The 14,059-nt window shown below is 51.6% G+C and carries 12 protein-coding genes; 9 read left to right on the top strand and 3 right to left on the bottom strand.

The annotated features are described in order from the left end of the window. The 3 genes from NG42_RS09775 to rluB form a co-directional block, all read left to right on the top strand. Positions 1 to 1,004: hypothetical protein (locus tag NG42_RS09775; RefSeq protein ID WP_206542084.1), on the top strand; the 1,004-nt coding region annotated here is incomplete at its 5' end. Between the two features lie 179 nt (positions 1,005 to 1,183). Next, positions 1,184 to 1,414: a DUF2188 domain-containing protein gene (locus tag NG42_RS21955; protein WP_071524439.1), complete on the top strand. Its 231-nt coding sequence runs from the start codon at positions 1,184 to 1,186 to the stop codon at positions 1,412 to 1,414. 186 nt (positions 1,415 to 1,600) lie between these two features. Then, positions 1,601 to 2,500, top strand: a complete 900-nt coding sequence (gene rluB, locus NG42_RS09770) for a 23S rRNA pseudouridine(2605) synthase RluB (protein WP_052899112.1) — start codon at positions 1,601 to 1,603, stop codon at positions 2,498 to 2,500. Between the two features lie 134 nt (positions 2,501 to 2,634). Here rluB and cobO read toward each other — a convergent pair whose 3' ends face one another. Beyond that, positions 2,635 to 3,228 carry a cob(I)yrinic acid a,c-diamide adenosyltransferase gene (gene cobO, locus NG42_RS09765; RefSeq protein WP_052899111.1) on the bottom strand — a complete coding sequence of 198 codons (594 nt, stop codon included), beginning with the start codon at positions 3,226 to 3,228 and terminating at the stop codon, positions 2,635 to 2,637. Next, positions 3,228 to 3,989: a YciK family oxidoreductase gene (locus NG42_RS09760; RefSeq protein WP_052899110.1), complete on the bottom strand. Its 762-nt coding sequence runs from the start codon at positions 3,987 to 3,989 to the stop codon at positions 3,228 to 3,230. The genes cobO and NG42_RS09760 overlap by 1 nt, the downstream gene beginning before the upstream one ends. Positions 3,990 to 4,203: 214 nt before the next feature. On the opposite strand from NG42_RS09760, the gene sohB reads away from it, so the two are divergent. Continuing rightward, complete coding sequence (sohB, locus tag NG42_RS09755) at positions 4,204 to 5,253, top strand: protease SohB (protein WP_052899109.1); 1,050 nt, start codon at positions 4,204 to 4,206, stop codon at positions 5,251 to 5,253. Positions 5,254 to 5,278: 25 nt separating this feature from the next. On the opposite strand, the gene NG42_RS09750 is transcribed toward sohB, so the two are convergent. After that, positions 5,279 to 5,530 carry a DUF2498 family protein gene (locus NG42_RS09750; protein WP_052899108.1) on the bottom strand — a complete coding sequence of 84 codons (252 nt, stop codon included), beginning with the start codon at positions 5,528 to 5,530 and terminating at the stop codon, positions 5,279 to 5,281. Positions 5,531 to 5,937: 407 nt separating this feature from the next. Here NG42_RS09750 and topA point away from each other — a divergent pair, with 407 nt between their 5' ends. The 5 genes from topA (at position 5,938) to acnA (ending at position 13,729) form a co-directional block, all read left to right on the top strand. Continuing rightward, on the top strand, positions 5,938 to 8,541 hold the full coding sequence (gene topA / locus NG42_RS09745) for a type I DNA topoisomerase (protein ID WP_052899107.1): 2,604 nt from the start codon (positions 5,938 to 5,940) through the stop codon (positions 8,539 to 8,541). Between the two features lie 226 nt (positions 8,542 to 8,767). Beyond that, positions 8,768 to 9,742, top strand: coding sequence for an HTH-type transcriptional regulator CysB (cysB, locus tag NG42_RS09740; protein ID WP_052899106.1), 975 nt, complete (start codon positions 8,768 to 8,770; stop codon positions 9,740 to 9,742). A gap of 502 nt (positions 9,743 to 10,244) precedes the next feature. Then, entirely contained in the window at positions 10,245 to 10,394 is a 150-nt protein-coding gene (locus NG42_RS21950; protein ID WP_072133304.1) for a YmiA family putative membrane protein, read from the top strand. Between the two features lie 13 nt (positions 10,395 to 10,407). Further along, the gene (locus tag NG42_RS22995) at positions 10,408 to 10,575 is read left to right on the top strand and encodes a hypothetical protein (RefSeq protein WP_173581515.1); all 168 of its coding nucleotides are present in this window, start codon (positions 10,408 to 10,410) and stop codon (positions 10,573 to 10,575) included. A gap of 475 nt (positions 10,576 to 11,050) precedes the next feature. Further along, entirely contained in the window at positions 11,051 to 13,729 is a 2,679-nt protein-coding gene (gene acnA, locus NG42_RS09735) for an aconitate hydratase AcnA (protein WP_052899105.1), read from the top strand. Positions 13,730 to 14,059 lie beyond the last annotated feature (330 nt).

Raw genomic sequence — 14,059 nt, 5'->3', positions numbered from 1 at the left:
TCATCTCGGCGGCGTCAGTCCGCAGGCCTTTGAACAGGCCTCGTCGTGAGGACAGAATTTGTCTACTGGCGTGGGGTCAGTCCAACGCGGTAACGCAGCGCGGCGGGAAAGCAGCAGGGCAGCAGGTGCAGCAGAATCTGCAAAACATGAATTATGTTGATTACCTTGTGTACCTTCGCCAGCTACAGAAGCAATTTAAGTTTACTGATTCACAGATGACTTTCTTTGCGGAAACCGTCAACGATGGATCGTTAGCGTTAGGTGGTATCGATCAGACAGGTAAAAACCTCGATGAGACGATGATGAGCATTGCCCGATCAGGCCAAAGCCTTACCGATGAACAAAGCAAGAATCTAACTTACCTGGCTAACCTCGGATCAGTCGCACAGTCCGCATCTGAAAACTTGGGGGATTCTTTCAGCAGCGCCTTTGCAGGACGAATGAAGAAGTTAGGGATCGGGGCTGATGAAACCCGCCAGAGCTTTGCAGAACTCAAACCTGTTATGCGTGAACTAGGGCAGACTATAGGCGGAATTACAGCATGGGTGAGTAAGCATCTTGGAATGATACCCGGTACAGCTTCTTATAACCGTGACACCTACAAACAAAGCTATCAATCTGCATTAGATCATAAAGATGATAATCCGTTAGCTCAATGGGCGGCTATGAGGTGGAATTCGACTAGCCAAGCGGGTGAGGCTGGTTGGCGTGACGCTATGGCAGGTAAACCGATGGATTCAAGCTTTATCGGTGCGGATGTTGATACACCCAACAACTTTACTCCGCAGGCAGTCAATCAGAGCAACTACGATAGCCTGATGAATCGTTCTAACCCGTTCAACCTGCAACTACCGCCAATCCAGTTTGAGATTCATAACACAACTGAGATCACACCAAACGAAGAATTGTTCAGAGGCGCTTTCGCTGCACAAAGCAAGGCTGACATTCAAAACTTCCATGATGATCTAACCTTTGACGTCAATAACATGACCTTTAACAATTAATGCAAACACAAGATGTAGTAATTTATCGCTGATAAGATAAGTCTGAACACTACATGATGTGTTTTTTTATTGACCTCTGCTGTGTTGACGAGGTAAGGTTAATCTGAAGTTGATGCATTTGTGATCAGTGCTTATTTAGGCTGAGTTCTATGACTTACCTCTTTTTTGGGAGATTTGTTATGAGCGGTAAAGATTACAATGTTTTCAAAGGCGCTGATGGTGTGTGGCGTGGACAGCGACAAGACGCCACCCGTGCAAGCGTTACAGGCTCTACACAGCAAGAAGTTTTCGAACAAACAAGAGCTTTAGCTCAAAAAGCACGTTCAGAGGTTTCAGTTCACCGTGGCGATAATGGACAGATCCGCGATAAGTTCAGCTACGGGAATGACCCAAGAAGTACAAAAGGGTAGTTTAATTACCTTTGTGAAAGCCGCTCTCATGAGCGGTTTTTTTACGTCTAAAGTTGGGTAACACCTTGTACAACAAAGGAGATTACAAGGTGTTGTACATCCTGTATAATAGGGCACACAGGTCAATCTAACCTATTGATTTTTAAGTAATAACGACGCCTGGGAAGGCGACAGTGAGGCTGCTCTATGAGCGAGAAGTTACAGAAAGTTTTAGCGCGTGCCGGACACGGTTCACGTCGTGAAATCGAAACCATGATCTCTGCGGGACGTGTCAGCGTCGATGGCAAGCTGGCAACACTTGGCGACCGTGTTGAGCTGGATAAAGCCCTGAAAATTCGTATTGACGGTCATGTCGTCTCTATTAATGAGTCGGCGACCGAAGTTTGCCGCGTGCTGGCGTATTACAAGCCGGAAGGTGAGCTTTGCACCCGTAATGATCCGGAAGGGCGTCCAACGGTATTTGACCGCCTGCCAAAACTGCGCGGTGCGCGCTGGATTGCAGTAGGACGTCTTGACGTGAATACCTGTGGTCTGCTGCTGTTTACCACCGACGGTGAACTGGCAAACCGCCTGATGCATCCAAGCCAGGAAGTTGAACGTGAATACGCGGTGCGCGTATTTGGCCAGATTGATGAAGATAAAATTCGTCAGCTGAGCCGTGGCGTGCAACTGGAAGATGGCCCGGCGGCATTTAAAACCATTAAGTTTGCTGGCGGAGAAGGGATTAACCAGTGGTATAACGTCACGTTAACCGAAGGACGTAACCGCGAAGTGCGTCGTCTGTGGGAAGCGGTAGGCGTACAGGTAAGTCGTCTGATCCGCGTGCGTTACGGCGATATTAACCTGCCAAAAGGTTTACCGCGTGGTGGCTGGACCGAGCTGGATCTGGCACCGACCAACTACCTGCGTGAGCTGGTGGGTCTGAAACCAGAAACCGTCAGCAAAGTACCGGTAGAGAAAGATCGTCGTCGCACCAAAGCGAACCAGATTCGTCGTGCGGTGAAGCGTCATACACAGGTGAGTGGCAGTAATAACCGCCGTTCATCAGCGAAAGCGGCGAAGCCTGCGAGCCGTCGTCGTCCATAGGGCGTGATAGTAGCGGGCGGCTTAATGCCGTCCCGTTTCTTGTAGTCGCGGCGTTTTCGCCGCCCGTGCCAGGGGGCTTGCACTCTGCCTGACATCAGCACGGGAGCCGAAAACGGCTCCTCTACAGCTTATTTTTACCAGTCAATTCCCTGCTGCGCCTGAATACCGGCATCAAAGGCATGTTTTACCGGCCGCATTTCGCTAACCATATCCGCCCGTTCAATAATCTCACGATGACAGCCGCGCCCGGTGATAATCACGCTTTGACCGGCAGGCCGCTGTTGCAGCGCTGTCAGTACCTCGTTCAGCGGCAAATAGTCAAAACTGACCATATAAGTCAGCTCATCAAGAATCACTAAATCCAGCGACGGATCCTGCAACATGCGTTTGCCATGCTGCCATACCTGTAAACAGGCGGCGGTGTCGGTCTCGCGGTTTTGTGTATCCCAGGTAAAACCGGTCGCCATCACCTGAAATTCGACGCCATGCGGCTCCAGCAGATTGCGTTCGCCGTTAGGCCACTCGCCTTTAATAAACTGGATAACACCCACCCGTTTCTGATGGCCTACCGCGCGGGTAGCCGTACCAAAGGCTGCGGTAGTTTTCCCTTTGCCGTTACCGGTGAATACCATCAGAATGCCACGCGATTCCGTTGCCGCCGCCACGCGCGCATCGACCTGATCTTTCAGGCGCTGCTGGCGTTGTTTATGGCGATCGTCAGCGGCCATTACTCCGCCGCTCCGGCTTTGCGACCCGGCTGAGCATCATAGGTCATACCGGTTTTGCGACGGCTGTCATCACCCATTAACCACAGGTAAAGCGGCATAATATCCGCTGGTGTTTTGAGTTTGTTGGCATTCTCTTCCGGGAAAGCGCTGGCACGCATTTTGGTGCGGGTGCCGCCGGGATTAATGCAGTTAACGCGTAAATGGCGGCTGTCATATTCATCGGCCAGCACCTGCATCATGCCCTCGGTGGCGAATTTTGATACGGCATAAGCCCCCCAGCCGGAACGACCGGTGCGACCCACGCTGGAACTGGTAAAGACCAGCGATCCGCCAGCGGATTTCAGCAGCAGCGGCAGCAAGGCTTGCGTCAGGAAGAACGTCGCGTCGACATTGACCCGCATCACCTGTTGCCAGACTTCCGGCTTCTGTTCGGTCATTGGCACGATATCGCCCAGCAGCCCGGCATTGTGCAATACACCATCCAGACGCGGATAGTGCTGGCCGATCGCGTCGGCCAGTTGCTGACAGCTTTCCGGCGTGGCGTTATCGAGATCCAGCGTAAACCAGCGCGCCGGATTTTTGCCCAGCGCGGTGATTTCATCGCTGACCGACTGCAACTTCTGTGCATTGCGCCCCAACAGCACCACTTCGGCACCGTAGCGGGCATAGGTCAGAGCAGCTTCACGGCCAATGCCGTCGCTGGCTCCGGTGACCAGAATGATGCGATGGGTAAGCAGATCGAGTTTAGGTTGATAGTGCACAGCGTATTCCTCTGGCGATAATAGTGGTGCGCCGTATTAGGGTATCATCAGGCGGCGCACGCTGAATAAAGTGCTTTATGCCTGAAAAAACCGGTGAGTTCAATGTGCAAAGGGCGCAATTTAGCGGCGCTGCGTGTGAATCAGGCGACGAACTGCAACGAGTCAGCTAAACTACGGGCTGGGCCCTAATGCTATGTAAAATAAGGCGGATTGAGTGGAACTACTCTCTTATTATGGACTTTTCTTAGCCAAAACCGTGACGGTGGTGGTCGCTATCGCGGCAATCGGTATCATTATTGTCAATCTGGCACAGCGTAAGCGCGCGCAAAGTGGTCAGCTGAAAGTGACTCATCTTGGCGAACAGTATCGCGAGATGAAAGAGGACATGACGCTGGCGCAGATGAAACATCACGACCAGAAACTGTGGCATAAAGCACAGAAGAAACAAGAGAAACTGGAAACCAAAGCCGCGAAGCAGCGTGCAAAGCAGGGACTGAAAAGCGAGAGCGGAAAGTCCACGCTCTGGGTGCTGGACTTCAAGGGCAGCATGGATGCCGGAGAAGTGGCGTCGCTGCGTGAAGAGATTTCGGCGGTGATGGCGGTGGCCCGCAGCGGAGATGAAGTCTTACTGCGGCTGGAAAGTCCGGGCGGCGTGGTACACGGCTACGGTCTGGCATCTTCACAGTTGCAACGCTTGCGTCAGCAGGGCATTCGCCTGACGGTGGCGGTGGATAAAGTGGCGGCCAGCGGAGGGTATATGATGGCCTGCGTGGCCGATCGCATCGTCGCCGCGCCGTTTTCCATTATCGGCTCGATTGGGGTGGTTGCCCAGATCCCTAACTTTAATCGTCTGCTGAAGCGCAACGATATTGATGTGGAACTGCACACCGCCGGGGAATACAAACGGACGCTGACGTTGTTTGGCGAGAATACCGAGCAGGGACGTGAGAAATTCCGCGAAGATCTTAATGAAACCCATCTGCTGTTTAAGCAGTTTGTTCATGAGATGCGTCCGACGCTGGATATTGATCGTGTCGCGACCGGTGAGCACTGGTTCGGTCGTCAGGCGCTGGAGAAAGGCTTAATTGACAGCATTGGCACCAGCGACGATCTGATCATCAGCGAGATGGACAAGTTTGAGGTTATGGCCGTGCGCTATGCGCGCCGTAAGCGCATGATGGATCGTTTCACCAGCAGCGCGGCGGCCAGCGCTGAGCGCCTGCTGCTGAAAATCTGGCAGCGTGGTGACAAGCCGTTGCTGTAAGCCCGAAGGCCCGGTTCGCCGGGCCTTATGATTTCAGGTGGTACTGTGACGAGAGTTGCTGGGCGAGATATTTAAACACGTTAAACACCGTGGTGCTTTTACGGGTCGGCAGGCCTTGCTGATCAAGAAAATAATCGCCGCGAAACACCAGAATATCGCCATTCTGTTCAACCCCGGTGGCGTGCAGCCCGCTAAAATAATCCTGATGTTCTGCAATCAACGCATTGGCTTTTTTCAGTAACGCCTCACGTTCTATCGGTTGAGTATTTTCGTACATATTTTGCGCTCCTTTTTACAAATAGCGATTTCCTTCTATATTACTTGCCAGCAAAGCAGAACTGCAAACCTGCGCGGTGATTTTCCCGCTGGCGAGAATCTACTCCCGGCTGGCGGAAAATTGCCGGAGATGCTAATTAAGTTGCGTATCAGATTTTATCAGGTACAGTGTGGGCGTTTCTGGTTCCGAGCGTAAAAAAGGGTTAATCGGTGAACCAGCAGACGCGAGAAAATTGGTAAAAGATGTCGTTAATCAGCAAGTTGGCGTTATGTTAATACGGTTGGCTGCAGGTGGACATAGCAGGGTTGAAAAGGGTTAACCTCGCTGCAATATCATTATCGCGCTGCAGGAAGTTATCGATAAGCGCCGCCACTACATTCGGAAGTTTTCATTAGGTAAAGGTAAATATGGGTAAAGCTCTCGTAATAGTTGAGTCCCCGGCAAAGGCCAAAACAATCAATAAATATCTCGGTAATGACTACGTGGTTAAGTCCAGCGTGGGTCATATACGCGATTTGCCGACCAGTGGTTCAACAGTTAAAAAGAGCGCTGACTCTACAACCAGTAAAGCGGCTCCCAAGAAAAAGGTTAAAAAAGACGAAAAAGCGGCTCTGGTGAGTCGTATGGGCGTCGACCCTTATCATGGTTGGGAAGCCAATTATCAGATTTTGCCCGGCAAAGAGAAAGTGGTCGCCGAGCTGAAATCATTAGCGGAAAATGCTGACCATATCTATCTCGCAACCGACCTTGACCGCGAAGGGGAAGCCATTGCATGGCACCTGCGGGAAGTGATCGGTGGCGATGAATCACGCTACAGCCGCGTGGTATTTAACGAAATTACCAAGAATGCGATTCGCCAGGCGTTTGAGAAGCCAGGTGAACTGAATATCGACCGCGTTAACGCGCAGCAGGCGCGTCGTTTTATGGACCGCGTTGTAGGCTATATGGTTTCTCCACTGTTGTGGAAAAAGATTGCTCGTGGGCTTTCTGCCGGTCGCGTTCAGTCAGTGGCGGTTCGTCTGGTGGTCGAGCGGGAACGCGAGATCAAAGCTTTTGTTCCGGAAGAGTATTGGGAACTGGCTGCCGATCTGACGACGCCAAAAGGCACCGATCTGCCGATGCAGGTCACGCATCAGGGCGATAAACCATTCCGTCCGGTGAACGGCGAACAGACGCAAGCTGCGGTGAGCCTGCTGGAAAAAGCGCGCTATGTGGTGGCCGATCGTGAAGATAAGCCAACCAGCAGCAAACCGGGCGCACCTTATATTACGTCAACGCTGCAACAGGCGGCGAGCACCCGTCTCGGTTTTGGCGTGAAGAAAACCATGATGATGGCGCAGCGTCTGTATGAAGCCGGTCATATCACCTATATGCGTACTGACTCTACTAACCTGAGTCAGGATGCGGTCAGCATGGTGCGCGGTTTTATTGAAAGCAGTTTTGGTGCGAAATATCTGCCGAAGGATGCCAACACTTACGCCAGCAAAGACAATTCTCAGGAAGCGCACGAAGCCATTCGTCCATCTGATGTCAGCGTGCAGGCGGAACATCTGAAAGATATGGAAGCCGATGCGCAGAAACTGTATCAGCTGATCTGGCGTCAGTTTGTCGCCTGTCAGATGATCCCAGCGCAGTACGATTCTACCACGCTGACCGTGACCGCTGCGGATTTCAAACTGAAAGCCAAAGGCCGTACGCTGCGTTTTGATGGCTGGACAAAAGTGATGCCCGCGCTGCGTAAGGGCGATGAAGACCGAACGCTGCCGCCGGTCAATGTCGGTGATGAACTCAGCCTGCAACAACTGCAACCAAGCCAGCACTTCACCAAACCGCCAGCCCGCTTCAGCGAAGCGTCGCTGGTGCGTGAGCTGGAGAAGCGTGGCATTGGCCGTCCGTCTACCTATGCCTCGATTATCTCGACCATTCAGGATCGTGGCTACGTGCGGGTCGAAAGCCGCCGTTTCTATGCAGAAAAAATGGGTGAGATTGTCACTGACCGTTTAGAAGATAATTTCCGTGAGCTGATGAATTACGACTTCACCGCGCATATGGAAAGCAGTCTCGACGAAGTGGCGAATAATCAGGCGCAGTGGAAAGGCGTGCTGGACAAGTTCTTTGGTGAATTTACCCAGCAGCTGGAACAGGCGGAAAAGGATCCTGAAGAGGGGGGCATGCAGCCTAACCAGATGGTGCTGACCTCCATCGACTGCCCAACCTGTAGCCGGGCAATGGGCATCCGTACCGCCAGCACCGGCGTGTTCCTTGGTTGTTCCGGTTATGCTTTACCGCCGAAAGAGCGCTGTAAGCAGACCATTAATCTGATTCCGGAAAATGAAGTATTGAATATTCTGGAAGGGGACGATGCGGAAACCAATGCGCTGCGTGCCCGTCGTCGTTGTCAGAAATGTGGCACGGCGATGGACAGCTATCTGATCGATCCGCAGCGTAAGCTGCACGTCTGTGGTAACAACCCAGGCTGTGATGGTTACGAGATCGAGCAGGGTGAATTCCGCATCAAAGGCTATGACGGTCCGATCGTTGAGTGCGAGAAATGTGGTTCTGAAATGCACCTGAAAATGGGACGTTTCGGTAAATATATGGCCTGTACTAACGACGACTGTAAAAACACCCGTAAGATTCTGCGCAACGGCGATGTGGCACCACCAAAAGAAGATCCGGTGCCATTACCTGAGCTGCCCTGTGAAAAATCGGATGCTTACTTTGTGCTGCGCGATGGCGCTGCCGGTGTTTTCCTGGCGGCTAACACCTTCCCGAAATCGCGGGAAACGCGTGCGCCGTTGGTTGAGGAGCTGAAACGCTTTAAAGACCGACTGCCAGAGAAGTTAAGCTATCTGGCCGATGCGCCGGTGGCGGACGACGACGGCAACAAAACCGTGGTGCGTTTTAGCCGCAAAACGAAGCAGCAATATGTCAGCTCAGAGAAAGAGGGCAAGGCCACCGGTTGGTCAGCTTTCTTTGTCGACGGCAAATGGCAGGTAACGAAGAAGTAATCCTCGTGACGGGCGGCCAGCGCGCCGCCCGTGATTCAAAACCCCCCGCCTTATATCTAAACGCTATACATATTTCTTTAAAATGATATAGTTGTTATAGAAACAGATTTTCTCAATTCTCACTGCATTAAACCGTAAACCTCAGCGATTCCACCGCCTGAACACTCCTGCTGCGGTATTCGCCGGTCATCGGCGTGTTGCTTCAAACCTGGATGGAATCAAAATAATGAAATTGCAGCAGCTGCGTTACATCGTTGAAGTGGTTAACCATAACCTGAACGTTTCTTCAACGGCTGAAGGACTTTATACCTCGCAACCGGGAATCAGTAAGCAAGTCAGAATGTTGGAGGATGAGCTGGGCATTCAGATCTTTGCCCGTAGCGGCAAGCATCTTACCCAGGTTACCCCTGCGGGCGAGGAGATTATCCGCATTGCCCGCGAAGTTTTGTCGAAAGTTGACGCAATAAAATCTGTTGCCGGTGAGCATACCTGGCCGGATAAAGGCTCGCTGTATGTTGCCACCACCCATACGCAGGCGCGTTATGCTTTGCCGGGCGTGATCAAAGGCTTTATTGAACGCTATCCTCGCGTCTCACTGCATATGCATCAGGGGTCGCCGACGCAGATTGCTGAAGCGGTATCGAAGGGCAATGCTGATTTTGCGATTGCCACCGAAGCACTGCATTTGTATGACGATTTGATTATGCTGCCGTGCTATCACTGGAATCGCGCCATTGTTGTGACGCCCGATCATCCTTTAGCCGGGAAAAATAAAGTTTCTATTGAGGAGCTGGCGGAGTATCCGCTGGTCACTTATACCTTCGGCTTTACCGGCCGCTCGGAGCTGGACACCGCATTTAACCGCGCGGGGCTGACGCCACGTATCGTGTTTACCGCCACCGATGCTGATGTGATTAAAACCTATGTGCGTCTGGGCCTTGGCGTTGGCGTGATTGCCAGTATGGCGGTTGATCCGGTCTCCGATCCTGACCTGGTGCGTATTGAGGCGACCGATATCTTTACCTTTAGCACCACGAAAATTGGTTTCCGTCGCAGCACCTTCCTGCGTAGCTATATGTATGACTTTATTCAGCGTTTTGCACCACATCTGACGCGCGATGTGGTGGATGCCGCGGTAGCATTACGTTCTAATGAAGATATCGAGGCGATGTTTAAAGATATTAAGCTGCCTGCTAAATAACCAGTCGGATATTTCATCCCGCTATAATCAGGTCGCGAAAGCGGCCTTTTTTATAACCAACACGCCGACCGCCGCGCTTATGATAAGAATTTGTTGTTCTTTTTACATAAATGAAACATGTATCACATGTTTTTCTATTGTTATTGTCTAAATGCGAAACAGGACACACTTTTCACTGGCAGGCTTTGCGTGTAGACCGGACTATTCTCATACTCCAGTTAATGCCAGAAAACAGAGCGGCTGAACAAAGGTGTTAACCCGAAGTGTTATTACTTAGTCCGCCAATACTGGAACTTTTATAAATTCATTTGAGTTAAAGTGTTATTAATATTTACAACCTGAGTCTGTTTTTAGCAGAGAGTTTTTAAATGTTTTGATAAATCGTACCAATCGCTGCGTGCAGTAAAAACCGCTGGATTTTGCGACGCAATGTGTTTAGGATTCGTCTTAAATTGTTGATTGGTGTTAACAATCGTTCTGTTGAGAGTGATTATCAAAAACTATGGCGACTAAATTAACAGTACAGCCCTTAACGGGGGAGAAAACTGCCAGACATCAGCGTCGCGGCCTTACTCGCCGTGCTTCATGGTTGGCTGTGTTTGCGGCATCAATGCTGTTTTGGGTTGGTGTTGCAGGAATGATTTTGAGCTAGTGAGGTTTTTGTAATGATGGAACAAACGCGCAGCTGTAACGCTCACCAAATGAGCAAGATGAAATCCGGTTACTGCAAAACCCGCAAGCACGCGGATGAGCTGACAATACCGACATCCTGGAATCTGAGTGAACTGCAACGCGACTTTATCGAATCATTGTTCGACAACAACAAAAAATAGCGCACAGTATTTTTTCAGCAACGTTGCTGACGATAACACTATATATGTCTTGCCACTTATTGGGGTCTGTTTTGTTGGCCCGGGCAACTTGATGCTCTGATGGTAAACATCATTTCAAACGGTAAAATCAATTCGACCCGGTTCGATTTGATTTAAGTTGTACGTATGATTGGCCGTTAAGCGGTCTGAGCGAGTGAATAATGAGTATTGCACCTGGGTTATGGATTACGACTTGTGCTTTTTCGCTGGCGGTCTGGGCCAGCGTAGCATGGGTAATAATGCATTAAATATGCATTAATTTTTAAAAAAGCGCCTCAGTAATGAATATTACTGGGGCGTTTTTAGTTTTAAACAGTGTTACTGCTGTTGTCATTTTGTGTTGTTATCAAAACGTTAACTCCGGTTTGTACTATCTTTAACACTAACCTTGTCATCAGCCGGGTTATTGTTGAAAGCAAAATAAAAAGGAGGAGTTATGTCGTTAACTTTACGCGAAATCAGCCAGGACACACTGGAAGTGAATGGTCAGCCCTACCAATTTTTTAGTCTTCCTCTCGCCGCGCAACAGCTCGGTGATATCTCCCGATTACCTAAATCCATGAAAGTTCTGCTGGAAAACATGCTGCGCTGGCAGGATGGCAACTCGGTTACTCACGATGATATTCAGGCGCTGGCGGGCTGGCTAAAAGATGCCCATGCCGACCGCGAAATCGCCTATCGCCCGGCGCGCGTACTGATGCAGGACTTTACCGGCGTGCCGGCAGTGGTCGATCTCGCGGCGATGCGCGAAGCGGTGAAGCGTCTTGGCGGCGATGTGGCGAAAGTGAATCCGTTGTCACCGGTCGATCTGGTGATTGACCACTCGGTGACCGTTGATCACTTTGGTGATGACGATGCATTTGAAGAGAATGTGCGACTGGAGATGGAGCGCAACCATGAGCGCTATGTTTTCCTGCGCTGGGGGCAAAAAGCCTTCAATAAATTCAGCGTCGTGCCACCAGGCACCGGCATCTGCCACCAGGTCAATCTTGAGTATCTGGGCAAAGCTATCTGGCACGAACAGCAAAACGGCCATGAAGTCGCTTATCCTGACACGCTGGTCGGCACCGATTCCCATACCACGATGATCAATGCGCTCGGCGTGCTGGGCTGGGGTGTTGGCGGTATTGAAGCTGAAGCGGCGATGCTGGGTCAGCCGGTATCGATGCTGATCCCTGACGTGGTCGGATTTAAACTGAGCGGCAAGCTGCGTGCCGGTATTACCGCCACTGACCTGGTACTGACGGTCACTCAGATGCTGCGTAAGCACGGGGTGGTGGGCAAGTTTGTTGAGTTTTACGGTGACGGTCTGGATGATCTGCCGCTGGCTGACCGCGCCACCATCGCCAATATGGCACCAGAATATGGCGCGACCTGCGGTTTCTTCCCGATTGATGATATTACCCTCGGTTATATGACGCTAACCGGTCGTAGCAGTGAGCAGGTGGCGTTAGTCGAAGCTTATGCCAAACAGCAGGGCATGTGGCGCAATCCTGGTGATGAGCCGGTATTTACCAGTTCGCTGGCGCTGGATATGGCGACGGTAGAAGCCAGCCTGGCAGGGCCGAAACGTCCACAGGATCGGGTGTCGCTCGGCGATGTGCCGCGCGCGTTTCAGCAGAGCAATGAGCTGGAAGTCAATCAGACGCTGAAACCACACAAAGCGGTCAGCTACAACGATCATGGTCAGCAGCGCGAATTGAAAGATGGTGCAGTAGTCATCGCCGCCATCACGTCATGTACCAATACATCGAACCCCAGTGTGCTGATGGCTGCCGGTCTGCTGGCGAAAAAAGCCGTTGAACTGGGGCTTGATCGTCAGCCATGGGTGAAAGCGTCGCTGGCACCGGGTTCGAAAGTGGTCTCAGATTATCTGGCGGTGGCGCGCTTAACGCCGTATCTGGATAAACTCGGTTTTAATCTGGTTGGTTATGGCTGTACCACCTGTATTGGTAACTCAGGGCCGCTGCCGGAAGCGATTGAAGCCGCGATTAAGCAGGGCGATCTGACCGTCGGTGCAGTACTGTCGGGCAACCGTAACTTTGAAGGGCGTATTCACCCTTATGTGAAAACCAACTGGCTGGCGTCACCGCCGCTGGTGGTGGCTTATGCACTGGCCGGTAACATGAATATCAATCTGCAAACTGACCCGCTGGGCCATGATAAAACCGGTAAACCGGTATTTCTGAACGATATCTGGCCAACACCTGAAGAGATTGCCGAAGCGGTGCAGCAAGTATCGACTGATATGTTCAATAAAGAGTATGCCGAAGTGTTTGAAGGCACGCCGGAGTGGCAGCAAATCAAAGTCAGTGAGGCGGCCACTTACGACTGGGATGAGGGATCGACTTATATTCGTCTGTCACCGTTTTTTGATGATATGGGCAAAGAACCTGCGCCAGTCAAAGACATTAAGGGCGCACGTATTCTGGCCATGCTCGGCGATTCGGTGACCACTGACCATATTTCACCGGCTGGCAGTATCAAAGCGGAAAGCCCGGCAGGCCGTTATCTGCTTCAGCATGGCGTCGAGCGCGGTGATTTTAACTCCTATGGTTCACGTCGTGGTAATCATGAGGTGATGATGCGCGGCACCTTTGCCAATATTCGCATCCGCAACGAAATGGTGCCGGGAGTGGAAGGCGGGGTAACGCGTCATATCCCCAGCAACCAGCAGCTGGATATTTATGATGCCGCGATGCAGTATCAGCAGGAAGGGGTGCCATTGGCCATCGTCGCCGGTAAAGAGTACGGTTCCGGTTCCAGCCGTGACTGGGCGGCGAAAGGGCCGCGCCTGCAAGGTGTGCGCGTGGTTATCGCTGAGTCATTTGAACGTATCCACCGTTCGAACCTGATCGGTATGGGGATTTTGCCGCTGGAGTTCCCGCAGGGGGTCACGCGTAAAACCCTGAATCTGACCGGTGACGAGCAGATTGATGTGGAAAACCTGACGCAACTGCAAGCCGGTGGTGAAGTGAAGGTCACGCTGACGCGTGTTGATGGCAGTCAGCAGATTCTGAATACCCGTTGCCGTATTGATACCGGCAATGAGCTGACCTATTACCGTAACGACGGCATTTTGCATTATGTGATTCGTAATATGCTGCGCGAGTAGTTGTTGGTGCCAGCGCATCACACCCAGGTTAAAACAACGCCCGCATGCTGAATGCGGGCGTTTTTTTGGGGCATTCCCTCACGGTCTGGCGGCAGACATAGGGTGATAATTGTGATTTGTTTCCTCCATCCGATGTGCGGTAGAAATGGCGCATACAGTGAGCCACTCAGGTAACAACAGATGGAACCGTCAATTCTGCAATTTAATCATCAGCGACGTGATCCGCTAAGCGCGGTTTATCACCCCGGTAACGGCTATCGCGCGTATGATCCGCGGCTGATGCGCTTTCGCTGCCCGGACAGTTTCAGCCCGTTTGCCGCTGGCGGCATA

This window comes from Winslowiella iniecta (assembly GCF_001267535.1).
Classification (GTDB): domain Bacteria; phylum Pseudomonadota; class Gammaproteobacteria; order Enterobacterales; family Enterobacteriaceae; genus Erwinia; species Erwinia iniecta.
Note: the sequence above shows the minus strand (reverse complement) of the source record. Positions and strands in the feature narration are given on the sequence as shown.